17 protein-coding genes are annotated in these 18363 nt (G+C 58.4%); 7 read left to right on the plus strand and 10 right to left on the minus strand.

The features are described 5' to 3' along the window. Positions 1-108: 108 nt before the first annotated feature. Positions 109-315: a hypothetical protein gene (locus ACTG1K_RS08125; RefSeq protein ID WP_106842353.1), complete on the minus strand. Its 207-nt coding sequence runs from the start codon at positions 313-315 to the stop codon at positions 109-111. Positions 316-446: 131 nt separating this feature from the next. On the opposite strand from ACTG1K_RS08125, the gene dinB reads away from it, so the two are divergent. The 6 genes from dinB to rlmM all read left to right on the plus strand — a co-directional run bounded on the left by dinB (position 447) and on the right by rlmM (position 7061). Beyond that, the gene (dinB, locus tag ACTG1K_RS08130; protein WP_440005065.1) at positions 447-1502 is read left to right on the plus strand and encodes a DNA polymerase IV; all 1056 of its coding nucleotides are present in this window, start codon (positions 447-449) and stop codon (positions 1500-1502) included. 65 nt (positions 1503-1567) lie between these two features. Continuing rightward, complete coding sequence (locus ACTG1K_RS08135) at positions 1568-3709, plus strand: methyl-accepting chemotaxis protein (protein WP_440005066.1); 2142 nt, start codon at positions 1568-1570, stop codon at positions 3707-3709. A 284-nt stretch (positions 3710-3993) separates the two neighbouring features. Beyond that, complete coding sequence (locus ACTG1K_RS08140) at positions 3994-4914, plus strand: transcriptional regulator GcvA (RefSeq protein WP_005338622.1); 921 nt, start codon at positions 3994-3996, stop codon at positions 4912-4914. Then, the gene (locus tag ACTG1K_RS08145; RefSeq protein ID WP_157161259.1) at positions 4907-5536 is read left to right on the plus strand and encodes an alpha/beta family hydrolase; all 630 of its coding nucleotides are present in this window, start codon (positions 4907-4909) and stop codon (positions 5534-5536) included. Before ACTG1K_RS08140 ends, ACTG1K_RS08145 begins: the two co-directional genes overlap by 8 nt. Before the next feature lie 51 nt (positions 5537-5587). Then, complete coding sequence (locus ACTG1K_RS08150; protein ID WP_157161258.1) at positions 5588-5974, plus strand: DUF423 domain-containing protein; 387 nt, start codon at positions 5588-5590, stop codon at positions 5972-5974. Further along, on the plus strand, positions 5967-7061 hold the full coding sequence (rlmM, locus tag ACTG1K_RS08155; protein WP_005338617.1) for a 23S rRNA (cytidine(2498)-2'-O)-methyltransferase RlmM: 1095 nt from the start codon (positions 5967-5969) through the stop codon (positions 7059-7061). The genes ACTG1K_RS08150 and rlmM overlap by 8 nt, the downstream gene beginning before the upstream one ends. A gap of 80 nt (positions 7062-7141) precedes the next feature. On the opposite strand, the gene ACTG1K_RS08160 is transcribed toward rlmM, so the two are convergent. The 7 genes from ACTG1K_RS08160 to queF all read right to left on the minus strand — a co-directional run bounded on the left by ACTG1K_RS08160 (position 7142) and on the right by queF (position 16368). Then, positions 7142-7600 (minus strand): hypothetical protein, encoded by a 459-nt coding sequence (locus ACTG1K_RS08160; protein ID WP_139437254.1) that lies wholly within the window; start codon positions 7598-7600, stop codon positions 7142-7144. Between the two features lie 117 nt (positions 7601-7717). Then, positions 7718-8725, minus strand: coding sequence for an isocitrate dehydrogenase (locus ACTG1K_RS08165; protein ID WP_136501477.1), 1008 nt, complete (start codon positions 8723-8725; stop codon positions 7718-7720). Positions 8726-8884: 159 nt separating this feature from the next. Then, positions 8885-9685, minus strand: a complete 801-nt coding sequence (xni, locus tag ACTG1K_RS08170) for a flap endonuclease Xni (RefSeq protein ID WP_440005067.1) — start codon at positions 9683-9685, stop codon at positions 8885-8887. Between the two features lie 135 nt (positions 9686-9820). Beyond that, the gene (gene ppnN, locus ACTG1K_RS08175; RefSeq protein ID WP_005338611.1) at positions 9821-11176 is read right to left on the minus strand and encodes a nucleotide 5'-monophosphate nucleosidase PpnN; all 1356 of its coding nucleotides are present in this window, start codon (positions 11174-11176) and stop codon (positions 9821-9823) included. 148 nt (positions 11177-11324) lie between these two features. Further along, the gene (locus ACTG1K_RS08180; protein WP_429017662.1) at positions 11325-12941 is read right to left on the minus strand and encodes a diguanylate cyclase; all 1617 of its coding nucleotides are present in this window, start codon (positions 12939-12941) and stop codon (positions 11325-11327) included. A gap of 83 nt (positions 12942-13024) precedes the next feature. Then, a complete protein-coding gene (locus ACTG1K_RS08185) occupies positions 13025-15307 on the minus strand; it encodes a tetratricopeptide repeat protein (protein WP_257690594.1) in 2283 nt (760 codons plus the stop codon). 209 nt (positions 15308-15516) lie between these two features. Continuing rightward, complete coding sequence (gene queF, locus ACTG1K_RS08190) at positions 15517-16368, minus strand: NADPH-dependent 7-cyano-7-deazaguanine reductase QueF (protein WP_440005068.1); 852 nt, start codon at positions 16366-16368, stop codon at positions 15517-15519. A 207-nt stretch (positions 16369-16575) separates the two neighbouring features. Here queF and syd point away from each other — a divergent pair, with 207 nt between their 5' ends. After that, a complete protein-coding gene (gene syd, locus ACTG1K_RS08195; RefSeq protein WP_440005069.1) occupies positions 16576-17124 on the plus strand; it encodes a SecY-interacting protein in 549 nt (182 codons plus the stop codon). Positions 17125-17216: 92 nt separating this feature from the next. On the opposite strand, the gene ACTG1K_RS08200 is transcribed toward syd, so the two are convergent. Beyond that, the gene (locus ACTG1K_RS08200) at positions 17217-18002 is read right to left on the minus strand and encodes a Zn-ribbon-containing protein (protein ID WP_346215476.1); all 786 of its coding nucleotides are present in this window, start codon (positions 18000-18002) and stop codon (positions 17217-17219) included. 3 nt (positions 18003-18005) lie between these two features. After that, entirely contained in the window at positions 18006-18302 is a 297-nt protein-coding gene (locus ACTG1K_RS08205) for a DNA-binding protein (protein ID WP_005343755.1), read from the minus strand. Positions 18303-18363: the final 61 nt, after the last annotated feature.

Here is an 18363-nt window from a genome sequence, read left to right on the forward strand (position 1 = left end):
CACTCTGTTGCTGAATACAGCTAGCCATGCTTTGAAAAACGGGCCCCGCTCATCTTGATCGGGGCCCGTTTGTTATCTGCCGTTGTCGGTCACGCCATCTTGTCCGGCTCAGTAGTCGTACTGTTTGCACTTCTTCTTGCGAAACTCTTCACGCCAGCGTGACAACTCTTGCTCTGTGCCGAGCTTGTCCCCTTTCTTGATGGCCTGTTCCAGTATCTCAATCCGGTCGTAGAGCCAGCGGCACTCTGCCGTCGGGTTGTTCTTGCCGATGCCGGTCAACGGCAGCAAACAGAGTCCCAGCCAAAGATATTTCATCCCGAACGCTCCTTGTAATTGTGGTAGTAAAGGTCTCCTTGGAGTCTACTATTTTAGCCGCAACGAGAGAGATAGAGCTGCGGTTATCCTTGGGGTAAGATGATGCTGTGTCTGTTTATTTATACAGTGGTATGCGCAAGTTCATCCATATCGACATGGACTGTTTTTTTGCCGCGGTGGAGATGCGGGACAATCCGGCCTTGCGGGAGGTGCCGCTTGCCATCGGTGGGTCCTCCGAGCGGCGTGGTGTCATCTCGACCTGCAACTATGTGGCGCGCCGGTTCGGGGTGCGCTCCGCCATGCCGAGCGCGCTGGCGAAAAAACTCTGCCCGCCGTTGGTACTGATCCCCGGGCGAATGGCGGTGTACAAGGATATCTCCCGTCAGCTCAGAGCAATTTTCCTGCGCTATACCGATCAGGTTGAACCGCTGTCGCTGGATGAGGCTTACCTAGACGTGACCCACAGCCGCTGCTGTGGCGGCAGCGCTACCCTGATGGCGCAAGAGATCCGGCAAGCCATCGTCTCCGAACTGGGGTTGACCGCCTCGGCCGGAGTGGCCCCCAACAAGTTTCTCGCCAAGCTCGCCTCGGAGCAGCGCAAACCCGATGGTCTGTTTGTCATTCGTCCCGACGAAGTGGCCGAATTTGTCTGCCAGTTGCCCCTCGGCAAACTGCCCGGGGTGGGGCGCAAGACCGCCGAGCGGCTGGAGGCGCAGGGGCTCTACACCTGTGAGGATGCGCGGGCCTTGTCGGCACAAGAGCTGTGCAGTCGTTTTGGCAAGCTGGGGGAGATGTTGACGACCCGGATCTGGGGGCTGGATGAACAGCCGGTGCAGGCGCACCGGATCCGCAAAACCATCGGGGTGGAGACCACCCTGGCGAGCGATGTTTGTGACGAAGCCGCCTGTTTGACGGTATTGCAGCAACTGCTGCCGGAGCTTGAGCGGCGATTTCAGCTGGCGTGCCCTGCCGAGCAGGTGATGGGGCAGGGAATCAAGCTCAAGTTTGCCGATTTCCACCAGACCACTGTCTATCGCAGTCAGGGTGGCTATCAGCCAGCCTTGTTCGTTCCCCTGCTCAAAGAGGGGTTACAGCGGGCGCAAGGGCGTTCGGTTCGCCTGCTGGGCTTGGTGGTGGGTTTGCCAAAAGAGGGTGAAGTTAATCAACTCTCGCTGGATTTGCTGTAGAGAGTTAAGTTTTTGTTTATAAAGTCGATAATCTATCCATATCTGTATGACGTAGGAATATTGGCATGAGCGCTCTTTCTGTCCAGGGTCGGATTACCCTGATCGCCGGTTGCTGTCTGTTGGTGACAGCCGCCGCTCTGGTTGCCTCTTCGATTTACAACGCGAACAAGATGCAACAGCAGGTGCGGCAAGCCACCATGCATGAGGCGCAGCAGTCGGCCGAGAACTGGATGAAGGCGATGGGCTCGGAGCAGGCGGCCAAGCTGACCAGCTATCTCGATGAGGCCTATTTCCGCGCCAGTTTGCTGGCGGAGAGCGTGTTGTTCCAGCGCAAGAATGCGGCCGAGAACTTTGTCCATTCGGAGGCGCTGCGCAGCGCCGTCAATCAGCAACTGCACGATGCCGTTGCCTCATCGACCAATCTGCTTGGTGTCTACGCGGTGTTCGAGCCTGATCAGCTGGATGGGGAAGACAGCAACTATCAGGGCTCAACGGCGCTGGGTTCCAACGACAAGGGGCGTTTTTCCAGTTACTGGGCCTATGACAACGGCAAGATTGAGCCGGAAGTGCAGAATGAGGATGTACTGGCCGATGAGAGCCCGACCGAGGCGGGTGGAATCGAAAACGAGTGGTATCGCTGCAGTATTCGCACCCGTGCCCTCTGCCTGCTGGAGCCCTATCTGGACGATGTGGGCGATAAACAGATATTGATGACCTCGGTGACGGTCCCGCTGCTGGAGCAGGAGACCTTGCTGGGGATGGTCGGGGTCGATATCTCGCTGGCCACTTTGCAGAGTCTGGTCAGCACCATGGACAAGGAGCTCTATGAGGGCAAGGGCAGAATATTGCTGGTCAGTCACGAGGGGCGCGTGGCGGGAGCCGATGAGTTCGATGTGACCATGGGGCGCGGGTTGGATCAGAAGTATCAGGGGCTGGCCAGCGAGCTGAAAGGCTGGCTCAGTCAGGGGCAGGAGCTGACTCGCTGGAGCAGCGACGGCGCCCTGTTGCAGACCTTTGTCCCGGTATCCATGCGTGGCACCGACCGTAAATGGGGCATCTACATTGAATTGCCACGGGCCGTAGTACTGGCCTCGGCCCAGCAACTGCAAGATGAGCTGGCCAGTGAGGCCAATCGCAGCGTGGTCTCGCAGCTGTCGATCGGAGTGCTGATCTCGCTGGTTGCCCTGAGTTTTATCTGGTTGATGGCGCGCCAGATTGTGGCACCCATCCGCGCCGTAGTTGCCCGTCTCAAGGATATCGCCAGCGGCGAGGGGGATTTGACCCAGCGTATCGAGATCCAGCGGCAAGACGAGATCGGCGAGCTGGCCAAGTGGTTCAACAGCTTCCTCAACAAGTTGCAATCCACCATCAGTCAGGTGATTGATACCGTCTCCGGTACGCGCAACAGTGCCGAGCGAGCAGCGCAAGTGGCTGAGCGCACCAGCAGTGGCATGCAGGCCCAGTATCAGGAGATCGATCTGGTGGCAACGGCATTTGAAGAGCTGAGCGCCACGGCGTTGCAGGTCTCCGGTAATGCCGGCTCGGCGGTGGCGGCTGCCAACACCACTGATGCCGCGGCGCAAGAGGGCAAATATGTCGTTGCCGACACCCAGGAGGCGATGCGCAAGCTGATGACCATTATCAACGATGCCCAGCCGGTGGTGGAGCGGCTCTCCGCCAACAGCGACAACATCAATGACATTCTTATCGTGATCCAGGGAATTGCCGAGCAGACCAACTTGCTGGCGCTGAATGCGGCTATTGAAGCGGCGCGGGCCGGTGAGCAGGGCCGTGGCTTTGCCGTGGTGGCCGATGAGGTGCGCAATCTGGCCGGTCGCACCCAGAATGCCATCGTCGAGATCCAGACCCTGATCAGCCAACTGCAATCCGGTACCGGCGCCGTGGTCAAGGCGATCCGCGATGGTCATGGACAGGCTGACGAGACCCTCGCCAAGGTGGATCTCTCGGTGCAGGTACTGGAGCAGATTATCCAGTCAGTCTCCACCATCCATCAGATGAATGAGCAGATTGCCCGGGCGGCGCAGGAGCAGAGCCGGGTGGCGGACGAGATCAACCGCAACGTCAGCAACATTCGCGATGTGAGCCACACCATTCGGGCCGAGGCGGCGACCTCCGCCGAAAATGGTCGCGAGCTCTCTGCGCTGGCGGATAAACAGCAGCAGCTGGTGGGGCAGTTCAAGGTATAGAAGGGATGAAAAAAGGCGCCATCCAGCTGGAGGCGCCAAACACATTCAGATGACAGACTGGGTCAAACCGGTGAGATTTGAGCCCCTCTTCCCGCAGAGGAAGAAACACAACACCACAATCGCAGTCGAAAGACTCACTAAAAACACATGTAAACCAACACGTAGTAGAAAATGTGAGCCATATGACGACTGATTGCTGGGCGAATTATGTTTATTCACTGGTCGACCCGCAACCGACAAATTATAATGCGCCCCATTAGAAAAACTCATCGTCGGCTGGTGTCATGTCTCGTCGTTTACCCCCGCTCAATGCCCTCAAGGCCTTTGAAGCAGCGGCTCGTCACTTAAGCTTTACCCGCGCAGCAGAAGAGTTGTTTGTGACTCAGGCTGCCATCAGTCACCAGATCAAGGCGCTGGAGGAGTATCTTGGCATCAAGCTGTTCCGCCGCAAAAATCGCTCCTTGTTGCTGACCGAAGAGGGGCAGGGCTATTTCCTGGATATCAAGGACATCTTTGCCTCCATCTCTGAGGCGACCGACAAGCTGCTGGCCCGCAGTGCCAAGGGGGCGTTGACTGTCAGTTTGCAGCCGAGTTTTGCCATCCAGTGGCTGGTGCCGCGGCTGGTCAAGTTCAGCGAGCGTCACCCCGATATCGATGTGCGGATCAAGGCGGTCGATCTCGATGAAGGGTCGCTCACCGATGATGTGGATGTGGCCATCTACTACGGGCGCGGCAACTGGCCTGGTCTGCGTAGTGACAAGCTGCATACCGAATACCTGATCCCCGTCTGTTCCCCCTTGCTGCTGACCGGGCCCAAACCGCTGCGTACGCCGCAAGATTTGACTCTTCATACCCTGCTGCACGATACCTCCCGCCGCGACTGGAAGGCCTGGTTCCGCCAGCTCGATATCGATGCACCCAACGTCAATCAGGGGCCCATCTTCAGCCACTCAACCATGGTGATCCAGGCGGCGATCCACGGCCAGGGGGTGGCGCTTGGCCACAGTGTGCTGGCACAACCCGAGATTGAGGCTGGCCGCCTTATCTGCCCGTTCGAGCAGGTGCTGGTGAGCAAAAATGCCTTCTATCTGGTGTGCCAGGAGCAACAGTCGGATCAGGGCAAGATCGTTGCCTTCCGCGACTGGATGCTGGAGCTGGTGGAGCAGGAAGAGGCGCGTCGCAGAGCAAGGCTCGCCGATGCCTGATGTGATCCGCGAGGGGGCAGTTGATGCCCCCGTTCGCATTTTGCTGGCCCACGGGGCAGGCGCCGGGATGGAGCATGTTTTTCTTGCCGAGTTGTCACGCCTGCTGGCTGGCCCCGACATCGAAGTGGTGCGCTTCAACTTTCCCTACATGACCAAGCGAACACAGAATGGCAAGCGCCGTCCGCCGGACAGAGCACCTGTACTGCTAGCCCATTGGCGCGACATGATCCGCGAGTTTGCCCATCCACGGCTGTTTCTGGCGGGCAAGTCGATGGGCGGGCGGATGGCGGCGGAACTGTATAGCGAAGGCGAGGGTGAGATGAATGCTGCAGGATTGCTCATTCTCGGGTATCCTTTCCACCCTCCGGCCAAGCCCGACAGCTGGCGAGGCGAGGTACTCAAGCATATTGCAGTGCCAACCCTGCTGTTGCAGGGGGAGCGCGACACCTTCGGTAGTCGTGCCGAACTGGCCGATTTCCCCTTCTCACCCGCCGTATCGGTCCATTGGTTGACCGATGGTGATCATGGTTTCAAACCGCGTAAAGCCAGTGGCGTGAGTGAGCAGGAGAATATGCAGCATGCAGCGGCGGCCATCAGCCATTTTGTGGCTCGACATGGATAGCACGAGAGGGTTGGTTTGATTGCCAGCCGTGATGAGAGAGGGAGAGTGAGGATGCAGATCCATCGACATTGGCTGATACTGGCTGGTCTCTTCGGGTTGACGGCCACCATGCTGGGGGCTTATGGCGCCCATGGATTGGCGGCGACCGGCATTACGCCCGAGCGTCTGGCGGCATTCAATACTGCCGTGCAATATCAGTTTTTTCACGCATTGGCCCTGCTGGTTCTGGGCTGGTGTGGTGTGTGCAGCAGGGTGATCCACCTGGCTGGCACCGCTTTTGTGCTGGGGATCATCGGATTCTCCGGCAGTATTTACGCCATGGTGCTGCTTGGCAGCAAGGGGCTGGGGTTGATTACCCCGGCCGGTGGCCTCTGTTTTATGTTGGGATGGGCGGCTTTGATTTGGGCCGGCTGTCGTCTTGGAGGAAAAAATGAATAATCTGCTGCTTTATTGCCGCCCCGGTTTTGAGAAAGAGGCGGCTGCAGAGATCACCGAGCGTGCCGGTAACATGCAGTGCTACGGTTTCGCCCGGGTCAAGGACGACAGCGGTTATGTGATCTTCGAACTGTATGACGAGGAGCAGGCGGACCTGCTGGCTCGCAAGCTGCCGTTCCGGGAGCTCATCTTCATCCGCCAGATGCTGGTGGTCACCCATGAGCTGAAGGATCTGGATGTCGCGGACAGGATCTCCCCCATACTTGAGGCGGTGAGTGACTACACCATTTGCGGCGATCTGCGGGTTGAAACCGCGGATACCAACGAAGCGAAAGAGCTGTCAGCCTTCTGCCGCAAGTTCACCGTGCCGCTTCGTCAGGCGCTGCGCAGCAACGAGATCCTGACCAAGAAGGAGACGCCGAACCGTCCGGTGTTCCACGCCTTCTTCATGGCCAATGATCACGTGTTGCTGGGTTACTCCTATTCGTTCAATAACTCCGGATTCCACATGGGGATCCCGCGCCTGCGCTTCCCGGCCGATGCGCCGAGCCGCTCCAGCCTCAAGCTGGAGGAGGCGTTTTACGTGTTCGTGCCGCGGGAAGAGTGGGATGTGCGTCTCTGCTCAGGCATGAAGGCAGTGGATCTGGGCGCCTGCCCGGGTGGCTGGACCTATCAGCTGGTGCGTCGTGGCATGATGGTGACGGCGGTTGACAACGGCATGATGGCCCAATCCCTGATGGATACCGGCCAGGTCAAGCATATCCGGGATGACGGTTTCGTCTGGCGTCCGAGCAAGAAAAACACCTACTGGCTGGTGTGCGACATGGTCGATAAACCGGCGCGGGTCGTTCATATGATTGCGGACTGGTTCCGTGAGGGCGACTGCCAGGAGGCGATGTTCAACCTCAAGTTGCCGATGAAGAAGCGTTATGCTGAATCGGTACACAATATCGAGGTGTTGCGCGAGATGCTCAAGGAGATCGACAACGCGTTCGTGATCCAGGCCAAGCAGCTCTATCACGATCGGGAAGAGATCACCGTGCATGTTTACAACAAGTACTGGGTCTCCAAACTCGAGCCTAAGGCGTGATGTAAGCGTTCAGGTAGAACGATAAAAGCCAAGACCGACAGGGAAACCTGTCGGTCTTTTGCTATTCAGGGCTCGAAAAATCAGAAACGGTAATCGAGGCGCAGGGAGGATTCGTCGTCAGTCACCTTGATCTCGATCTGCAGCGGGATGGTTTTGTCGACCGGATTGAACTGCATTTTGATGCCATCCCCTCTCAGTCTGATTGCCGTATGCAGTCCACCGGCTTTGAATTTGACCTTGGGTCTGAAGCGTTCAATCGATAGACTGACGCTCTTTTCCGGGGTCAGATTGAGCTGCGGGTAGGAGGTGATCTTTTGATTGCCAAAGTTGTCGGTGGAGACTTCAATACCAAACGACAGGGGTTTGGGTGCCTTGAGCAGGTCGTTGGTATTCAGGCTCGAGCGCCATACCTCGGTGGCAGTCCGTTTTTCCTGCTGTGGCAGTTTGGCGGTTTGGGTCTGTTGATCCTGCTCGAAAGCACTGGCAGTACCACACACCAGCATCAGGCCCGACACCAGATAGCACCCGTATCCCTTCATGAAAAACACTCCCTGTTCTTTTTCTCTATTGAACATAGTTGCTGTTCGGGGAGTGGCAAAGGATTCGGAAACATAAAAAAGGGAGCCGAAGCTCCCTTTTAAAATCAATGAATTAACTCACAGGCGATCGATGATGGCCTGGGTGAATTCGCTGGTGGAAGCCGTGCCACCCAGATCGCGGGTGACCCGATCACCGGATTCGATGGTGGCTCGTACTGCCTCGCGTATCCGCTCTGCTTTATCCTGCATGCCGAGGTATTCCAGCATCTGGATGGAGGCAAGGATCACCGAGGTCGGGTTGGCGATATTCTTGCCAGCTATGTCAGGCGCAGAGCCGTGGACAGCTTCGAAGATGGCCGCGCCATCGCCAATGTTGGCGCCGGGCGCCATGCCGAGACCGCCGACCAGACCGGCGCAAAGATCCGAGAGGATGTCGCCGAACAGGTTGGTGGTGACCATGACATCGAAACGCTCTGGGTACATCACCAGGTTCATGCAGGCGGCATCGACGATCATCTCTTCGCTCTGGATATCCGGGTAGTGGCTGGCGATGTCACGTGCCACTTCGAGGAACAGGCCGGAGGTTGACTTGAGGATGTTCGCCTTGTGGATGATGGTGACCTTCTTGCGCCCTTCCTGACGAGCCAGCTCGAAGGCAAACTTGACGATGCGCTCGGCCCCTTCGCGGGTGATGATGCTCATCGCCTCGGCACTCTTGTTGTCATCGCTGCGCTTCTGACCTGCACCCGAGTACATCCCTTCGGTGTTTTCACGCACCGTGATGATGTCGATGTTGTCGTAACGGCTTCTGGTGCCCTTGAAGGAGATGACCGGACGCACGTTGGCGTAGAGGTTGAACTTCTTGCGCAGGGAGACGTTGATGGAGGTAAAACCGCCGCCGACCGGTGTGGTCAATGGCCCTTTCAGGCTCACCTTGTTCTTCTCAATCAGATCCAGGGTAGCCTGGGGCAGCAGCTCGCCATGCTTCTCGAGGGCAACCAGACCCGCATCAGCGTATTCGTACTCAAAGTCACAGCCCGCATGGGTCAGGATCTGGATGGCTGATTCAATGATGCTGGGGCCGATGCCGTCGCCGGGGATCACGGTAATTTTTCTTTTGGACATGAGAGGGTTCCACTTCCAGGGTATAGGGGAGGATGGGGCTGCTTTATAGCATTTACTCAGCAAACCAACCACATTCCTTTACATTCTACTCACTTTTATCAACAGCGAGGGTGAGTCTCGTCATGGTTCACGCCCTTGCCTGCATTTTTGTTCGGCACTTCAGTTCGGCTGGGGCGGGTAGCGGATGTCCCGCAGGTTGAATCCCAGCGGAATATCCCGCTGCAAGTGCACCAGCCGCTGGGCCAGCAGGGCTTCATCCTTATGTTGGCGCAGCTTGAGCAGTGGCTTGGCGGCGTCCTCTTGCTGACAGGCTTCGAGCATGGCTGCCAGATTGCCATATTGCTGCAACAGCTGGGTGGCGGTCTTGGGGCCGATCCCCGGAACCCCCTTGATATTGGAACCGCTGATACCGGTCAGGGCCCAGAAGTCGACCAGCTGAGCAGGGGCTACCCCATATTGCTGCTGGACGAAGGCCGCATCCAGCCAGCGTTTGTTGAAGTAGTCGCGCACCCGGATCTGTGGGCAGAGCAGTTGGCAGAACCCCTTGTCGGTGGAGATGATGGTCGCCTGATGGCCATGGCTGGCGATGCCACTGGCGAGGGTGGCGATAAGGTCATCCGCTTCATCGGTCTCGGAGAGCAGTGCATCGACACCGCACTCCCAGAAGGCGTCCTGCAGGGTCGTCAACCCCTCACGCAGTTCGGGGGGCATGGGGGTTCGCCCCTCCTTGTAGGCCGGATAGACCTCCTTGCGCCAGCTATGCACCTCGCCATCAAACACGGCAATGACATGGGTCGGCTCGCTATTGGCCAGCAGCTTGCGGCAGGTATTGATAAGGTTGGCGCGGGTTGCAACCAGCGCCTGGGCAGGGGGCAGTGCCTGCTGGGCCTGTACCGCGTGCAGACGGCGAATGAGGTTGAGGGCATCGATGATGAGCAGGTGTGGCCGGATAGTTGACATGGGGCACTCTTGGCGGTCGGGACGCCCCATTGTAACAAACCGCTTGCCTTATGGGGGATTGATGGCTGTCGGGAAGGCATTGAGCCAATAAAGAGGGGCGCCGATGCGCCCCTATGTCGATGATGTATCTGTATCCTAGCGGACGATTTCGTAGCAGGGCACATACTGGCTGCCCGGCAGCTTCATCCGCTGCTGCTTGACGAAGCTTTCCAGCAGTTTGTCCATCAGGTGCATCAGCTCCTTGTCGCCGTGCAACTTGAAGGGGCCCTTCTTCTCGATGGCGCGAATGCCCCCTTCCTTGACGTTGCCGGCGACGATACCGGAGAAGGCTCGACGCAGGTTGGCGGCCAGCAACTGGGGCGGCTGGTTGCGGTGCAGATCCAGACTGGCCATGCTGGCGTGATCCGGCTCGAAGGGGAGCTGGAACTCCGGCTCAATCTTGAGGGACCAGTTGAAGGAGTAGGCATCGCCGACCGATTTGCGGTATTCGCGGATTTTCGGCATCGCCTCTTTCATCACTCGGGCCACTTCCGGCGCATCACCGACAATGATCCGGTAGAGCTTGGTCGCCGGTTCACCGAGGGTCGCCTTGATGAAGTCGTCGATGGCACGGAAGTAGTCGGCGCTCTCTTTCGGGCCGGTCAGGATGATAGGCATCGGCTGCCGCTCGTTGGCCGGATGCATCATGATGCCGAGCAGATAGAGCAGCTCTTCGGCTGTGCCGACCCCGCCCGGGAAGATGATGATGCCATGGCCCAGACGCACGAAGGCTTCCAGCCGCTTCTCGATATCCGGCAGGATCACCAGCTCGTTGACGATGGGGTTGGGCGGTTCGGCCGCAATGATGGAGGGCTCGGTCAGGCCGATGTAGCGCCCGTTGCGCACCCGCTGTTTAGCATGGCCAACGGCGGCCCCCTTCATCGGGCCCTCCATGGCGCCAGGGCCACAGCCGGTACAGATGTTCAGCTCACGCAAGCCCAGTTCGCTGCCCACGGCGCGGGTGTACTGGTATTCGATCTCGTTGATGGAGTGGCCACCCCAGCAGACGATCAGGTTGGGATCGGCGCCGGGCAGGATCACCTTGGCGTTGCGCAGAATGGCGAACACCACGTTGGAGATATGAGTGGAGTTGGTCAGATTGACCTGGCGGTTGGACTCGAGCTGATTGGAGACATAGAGAATGTCGCGCAGCACCGAGAAGAGGTGCTCCTGAATGCCGCGAATGATCTCGCCATCGACAAAGGCGTGCTCGGGGGCATTGAACAGTTCCAGCTTGACCCCGCGCTCGCGCCGGATCACATGAATATCGAACGATTTGAAGCGCTCCAGAATCTCCTTGGAGCTGTCGGTATGGCTACCGGAATTGAGCACTGCCAGCGAGCAGTTGCGAAACAGTTGATATATATCGCTGGAGGCAGTCTGCTTGAGGCGATCCACCTCAAGCTGTGACAGCAAATCCATGCTGCCGACGGGATTGATGTGCGTAATCATAGGTTCCCCTTTACTCACTTGTTATCGTTCTGTTTTTCCCTGGGGAGAAAAGGGGACGCTATGTTGCATCCCCTGAGATCGATAGTAGTGGTAACAGAGGGTGGAGGGAAATAGGGCGACGACTGTTCGCTGTTTTTTTAGCCGCTTGTCAGGCCAGTGTCACTTGATCCCGACCGGTGTGCTTGGAGTGGTAGAGTGCCTTGTCCGCCCGTTCAAACACATCTGACGGGTTATCCCCATCCTTGAACAGGGTTGCGCCGATGGAGATGGTGATCTCCACCTTGGCATCGCGAAAACGGAACGGGATGCTCTTGATGGTCTGGCGCAGGGTCTCCAGCGGCTTCTGGAACTTGTCCGGGTTGATGTTGGGCAGCAACACCACGAACTCTTCCCCACCAAAACGGGCGATGAAGTCGGTGTCACGCAGCGCGCTCTGCAGCGCTTTGGCGACCACTTTCAGTGCCTTGTCACCCGCCATATGGCCGTAGTTGTCATTGATGTTCTTGAAATGATCGATGTCGATGATCGCCATGCAGAGCGGAGTGCGGTAACGAAGCCAACGTTTGTATTCCTGCTCCAGCCGTTCATCGAGGGCGGCCCGGTTGTGTACCTGGGTCAGGCTGTCGAGGAACAGCTTGTGTTTTTGAATGGTCAGCCGCTTCTTGTACTCGGCGGTCTCCTCCTTCATCAAGCGCAGCTTGGACTCCATGGTGGAGAGGCGGGTGAGCAGGTGACGTTCCCGTGCTGCGGTACTTTCCCGTTCTTGAAGCAGCAGGTTGATGGCGCCCATATGGCCGGAGATGGCGCGCTTGAGCGCATCGATGGAGTTATGGCTGGCCAGGGAGTGATCGATCGCCTGCAACTCGTTGACCAGCGCCTCGCGGGTCTCTCGGGTTTCGTTTTGCAGCGCGCGCCCCTCATCGAGGGATTCGGTAAAGCCGACATGTACTGCGGACAGGCTCTCGTTGAGGGAGCTGAGGAAGGCGCGAGAGGCTTTACGCTCCTCACGGGTGCCTTCGATGATGAGCTCGATCACCTGCAGGCAGGTTTCCGCCAGCAGGGCAGGGTTGAGCCCGATCAGCAGTTGGCGGCGAATGTCGCTCAGGCTCTCGCCGATGGCGCCGGCAAAGTCGAGTTCGGTGATAAGCCGCTGCAGCTCATCAGCGATGCGAGCGTGATCCTTTAGATCAAACGGGTCTACATCGGGCTGGCCATCGTTGCTGGCAGTATCGCTTTCTTGTTGAGTTGCACCTGAAGGTGCCAACAGGGGTTGGCTTGGCAGCAGCTGGATCTTGATCGCCTGCTGGTAGAACTCCAGCAGCTTGATCACCTTCTTCTGGTGGTCGGCAATGCCGTAACCGACCGGACTTGCCAGAAATTCCTTGAGGGACTTGCGGGTCTCTTCCGGGAAGCCCTTGATGGTTTTCAGCTGTTTGGAACCAAGATCGATGGCAGTTTGAGTCAGGGTGATCGACTCTTCCAGCGCATTGCTGTGCTGCTGCAGCAATTTTTCAATGGCCAGCAGGTCGGCGTCCAGCGAGGTAAATGCGGGATTGTTATCCAGTTTCTGCTTGAGCTTGGCGAAGCGATTGTCCAGCTCGCGGTCGAAGCCACGGCAGGAGAGCATCAACTTGTTGATAAACTGGATGCCGCGAGCACGCTCTGCATCGGAAAACGACAGCACGCCGTCGAGTTCCAGCTGTTTCTGCTGAAGGGATTCCCTGAGTCTTGCCAATTGTCCTGCTACGGCAGCGATGTCATTCATTATCAGGTCGCCCTGTTGTCATTATTGTTTTTGGTGTTGGATAGCAACAGTGGTCGAACCTGGTTTCGATCCTCGCCTGTTATCTACATTATTTCCTGGTGGTTATCGGCTGCCGGCTTCCTTGCAAGGCTGGGCCAATTAACCCATTGCTTTTCATGAGAAGAATTGACTTTTACCAGTCCCTTGTCAATTGCCATCAGGCCGCATTGCCACACATCTCCATTAAAAAATGCCGCTTGTTGGCAATCGATCGCCGCGAGCTCCAACCAGGCGTTTTGCTGGCATTTTTCACTGAGCTGAATGGCTCCCGACAGGGCGAGATAGCAGAGGTCAAACAGGCCATTGTGATCGAGCGCGGTCGCCGCTTTCGGCAGGAAGGGGTGACTGACAATCCCGAGGCTGATCCGGCGATCCAGCGGATAGTTGCAAGGGAAGGCGGCGATGGCGGTCAGCAGGTCTCCCGCCAGTTGATGCAGGTTGGTGACGTGGCGCTGTGGCACCACATAGAGCATGTGTCCTTCACGCAAGTCATAGATACGGCCATCTTGCGGGGTCAGGGTGTCCATATAGGCACCAAAGGCCTGCTCGATTTCTCTGCTGGCCTGATAGCCGTGGCGCTCCAGCGTGTTGACCAGAAAGGGCACCCGGAACAGCAGATAGTGCAGCTTGTCATCGAACTCGCTGGAGGGCTGTTCACTGAGGTACCAGCGATCCGATTTCAGCTGGCGCTTTGCCATCTCCCTCGGCCAGCGGTTCATCAGACGCTGCCAGTTGGCTAGCCCCGAACGTGGCTCGATCAGCAGGGCCTCATTGGTCCGTTTCAGTTGCAGGCGGGCAGTACGCAGCTTGAGCCAGAGGGTGAAGAAGAGGTAGATAAAAAGCGCCAGCAGCAGGCTGGTGGTGATACTCGACCAGAGATAGCGCTCCTGCTGATGCTGGCTGTTGTTAAGTCGCTGCTCCAGCTCTTTGATATGTTGCACCCGCTCGACCTGGACATAGTTGTCGCGGATCGCCGCCTGCTCCATAGCCTGCTCCTGCTGGCGCACCTCCTCGCCAAGACGGTGGAAGCGCTTGTAGCTGTCGAGGGCCTGGCGCAGATACCCCTTCTGCTCATAGGCCAGCGACAACAGGCGGAATACCTCGTACTGACGGCGGGTATCACCGAGCTGATTGGCCAGCGCGCGGGCGTTCTCCAACTGCAGGATGGCGATGGCGGCCTCCTGCTTCTTCAGATAGAGCTCGCCGAGCAGCAACAGGGTATCGATCAGCGGCTCTTTGGCATCGTTCAGCTCGTGGGACTGACGGGCCGCATTGAGGTAGTTGCTGGCCAGCGAGAGGTTGCCGCTTTGCAGGTAGGTTTTGCCGATTTCGTATTTGAGCAGGGAGGCTTGCGGTCGGTTGCTCCCCTCATCGAGCAGATCCAGCGCATTGAAGAAGTAGACCAGCGCCATATTTAGGTCGCCCTGCTCGCGGTTGAGTCGCGCCAGCACCATCAGGGAGTCGCACAGCAGGGAGGGGTTGCCGATGGAGTGGAAGTAGTTGGCCGCCTCATTGGCATACTGCAGCGCTTTCTGTGGCTCCTGCTCCTGCTGGTAGAGTTTCACTATCTGGTTCGACAGCAGGCCGAGAAAGAGCGGGTCATTGAGGCTTTTGGCCTGTTGCTGGGCATCGATATATTCCCCAAGCGCCAGTTGCGGCTGCTGCAGCGCGCGATAGAGGTCGCCGCTGATGGCGCTGACCCAGGCACTGGCGAGAGGATTGGGGGTCTTGGCGGCCCAGATCCGCGCATCTGCCAAGTGGGCCTTGGCATCATCGAAGTGCTGGTTCTCGATGTCGTAGCTGGTGCGTTGCAGGCGGCCATAAATCTGGAGCTGGCTCTGCTTGAGCGTGGGGACGGCCAGCTGTTCGTCCAGTTGATCCATCAGGGCACGGCTGGTGCTCTGGTTATCCGGTTTGAGGGCCTGACTGCGGATCTTGAGATAGAGGCCGTGGGCCTTGAGTTCCGGTTGTCGCTCTTTGTCTGCCAGCGCCATCGCCTTGTCGAGCGCTTGCTGGGTGGCCTGATATTGGCCCAGTTGCAGCAGACACTCCCCTTTGAGCAGGTGGGCGCCTATAGTCTGGGCCGCCGTGCTGTAACTCAGGATGGGCTCGCGATAACCGAACTCCTGGCGATTGCTGATGATTTGCTGGGGATTATTGGCTGCGCGCGTCAGGAAGGCGGTGGTGATCTGGACGCATCTGGCAGGATCGGTCAGTACCATCGATTGCGCTTGTTGCAGATCGATAGAGAGTTGCTCCTTGTCCAGATCCAGATTCGGAGCTGACAGGGAGGACATCATCATGGCCAGAAAAAACAGTTGATTCATTGGATTAAGGACGGCGCAGAGGTGTTGGCATGTTATCCAAGCCCCCCCCTGCGAGTCCAGCGTTTACTGTGGTTTGCTGGTGGCCGGCAAGTGGGTTTCGTCTGGATTTTATTATCCAGCCCCCTTATCCCTGCTGCGTAAAGCATCAATTGAAGCCTTTTGCCAGTCATGGAGGGCAGCGTACCTGCCCTCTCTGTCGCAGCTCGACTTTATTGGCGGATCAGACGCAGGTTGGCGGGCACGGCTTCGAAATCGGAGCGGAACGGGTTGATGTCGAGGCCGCCGCGGCGGGTATAGCGGGCATAGACGGTCAACTGCTCAGGCTGGCAATAGTGCTTGAGGTCGATAAAGATCCGCTCGATGCACTGCTCGTGGAACTCGTTGTGCTGGCGAAACGAGATGAGATAGCGCAGCAGCAGCTTCTCCCGATCGAGTTTCGGCCCCTTGTAGCGGATCACCACAGAGCCCCAGTCGGGCTGGCTGGTCACCAGACAGTTGGATTTGAGCAGGTGGCTGTGCAGGGTCTCTTCTACCTGATCGCTACCGGCTGCACCTTGCAGCAGGGACGCATCAAACTCGTAATTGTCTACCTCGATATCCTGCTCATCGATGCACTCGCCGGGCAGCTGGGCAATCTGGTGCGGCGCCTTGTCGAGGGGGAACAGGATCACCTTGACGGTCTCCCCCGCACAGGCACTCAGATCCTTGGTCAGCATGGCGGCGACTGCCTCGATAGAGTCGCAACGGGTCTGGTTGAAGGAGTTGAGGTAGAGCTTGAAGGATTTGGATTCGATCAGGTTCGCACTGGTGGCAGGAATGGTCACTTCCCCCACCGCTACCATCGGCTTGCCCTTGGCGTTGAGCCAGGAGAGCTCATAGAGGGTCCAGACATCGCAACCGCTAAAGGGCAGATCATCGCCCAGCTGGAGATCATCCCGGTTCAGGCTGCGGGGAACCGGCTGCAGCAGGGAGGGGGTGTACTGGCTGATGTAATCGGATTGCTGGCCCAGGCTCAGGCCGGTCAGGGCGCTGGCCCCGGCGTATCTATCTTGTTTGCTCACAGGGTTGCTCACGTAATGTGCTCATGATGAGTGGAATGAAACAGGCCATTGCTGGGCCGGATGGTCGCAGCCGTTTGGCTTGGGCGTCGGCCTCTCTGTATCCCAGGTTCTGTTGTTTCTCGGGTCGCAAGGTCGGCTGGCAACCTTGTCTGTTACCGAGTTTGGTGGTGCAATAGCGGACTTTGCCAGCAATTGTGGGGATTTTCGATGTCGGATCAAGTTTTGTCTGCCCTGGAGCACTTTTTTGCCCGCTGGCAACGGGATGGCGAGGCCAGACGAGGCCTGCCCCTGTGCGAGTGGGAGGCGGACTGGCGTTCCCCCTGCCAGCTTGGTGAGCCCGCCGATGGTCGGGTGGCCTGGCGTCCTCACTATCGCTCCGAGCCCGCCGATTTTACGGCCATGGCCGATGCCCTTGAGCTGACAATTCATCCCAGCGCCATTGCCCTGTTCGGGCACTGGTTCAGCCGCCCCATCCCCTGCCTCTTCAAGGGGCTGCGCCTTGAACTGATCTTGCCATGGAACGACGCGGATCTCGATCTGCTCAAGGAGAACCTCATCGGCCATCTGCTGATGTTGCGCAAGCTAAAACGAGCCCCCTCCATCTTTATTGCCACCACCCGCAACGAGATGACGCTCATCTCGCTGGATAACGAGAGTGGTCAGGTGTGGCTGGAGTGGCTCGATTCTGGTCGCCGTCTGACGTTGGCGTCCTCCTTGCCAGCGTTTTTGGAACGGCTGGAGACGTTGCCGCAATAGCACCTGCTCGAGCCAAGGTTACTCATCGGAACGAAAAGAGCCTTGCCATGCGGCAAGGCTCTTTTTTATGGCATCGTGTACAGGGAACGCGCTTAATCCTTGAAATCCCAGGAGAGGTTGGAGACCAGACGGCAGCTGTCGCACTTGAAGTCGAAGATCTCGTGCAGCGGCTCTGCCAGCGCCCACTCACCGCCACAGCTGGGGCAGGGGCGCGCCTTCTCTTCGGCAGCGCTCAACCCGCCCACCCGGTAGAGGTAGTAGTAGGTGGGGATGCCGCTCAGCACTTCCAACCGTTTGGCCAGATCGCTGCCGCGCCGGTAGAGGCGGCTGCCCACTTCGCCGATTTCGTGCAGCGCCGCATGTTCGGCGATGGAGCCGTTCATCTGCAACTGATCGCACGCCTCCCAATCCTCCTGCCACTTGATGATCTGCTTCTGATCGCCGTTGGCGACCGCGGGCAGTTGGTAGAGCGGAATGGGGGCGAAGTGGTCGCCACAGCGCAGCGGCGAGCAGGTATGCAAAAAGCTGGTGTAGAGCATCATCCAGCTCGGCCGCTCGCCCTGCTGGCCGCAAGGATCTGTGCTGTCGGAGAGCAGATCCGCCCCCTGCAGCTGGAGTTTCGGCGCCAGCAGCCCGGCCTGATTGAGCTGCTGCTCCGCCAGCTTGACCTGATCGCTCTGGTTATCGGGGTGCAGGCTATCCTGCTCCGGGCAGACCACCCGACTGACGAAATAGCCGTCGTGCATACTGGTGGGGAACTCCCGCCCGAGGATCTGGCCCTGATAACGCAGCATGTCGAGGTAGTTGACGATGGCCCGCTCGGCGTCGCCAAGGGAGGTATCGCGGTAACACTCAAAGCAGAGTTCGACGATATACATGGTTCAGCCTTGCCCCTGTTGGAGGAGCAGGTCGGTCAGGCGATCCACCTTCTGTTCGATGCGCGCGAGCTGTTCGGCGAGTTGCTGCAGGGTGAGCTCCGGCGCTGGCTGAGGCACAGCCTCTGGCAGGATCTCGCTCTCAGCGGTCGCGACGGGCTGCTGCTTCCACTGGCTCAGCACTTTCAGCAGCTCGGCCATCGGCACGGGCTGAGTGAGGCGGGCCTTGATCATGGCAGTGGTGGGCGTCAGGCCCTTGGCGGCCAGCTCGTTGGCAATTCGGATGATCTCGTGGGCGGACATAAGCATGCTCTGGGTGAGAAGGGGGGATCGATATCGGGGCGGGATCTTAACCAAAGCCGGC

The sequence above is a fragment of the Aeromonas sp. 102P genome (assembly GCF_051920345.1).
In the GTDB taxonomy this organism is placed as follows: domain Bacteria; phylum Pseudomonadota; class Gammaproteobacteria; order Enterobacterales; family Aeromonadaceae; genus Aeromonas; species Aeromonas veronii.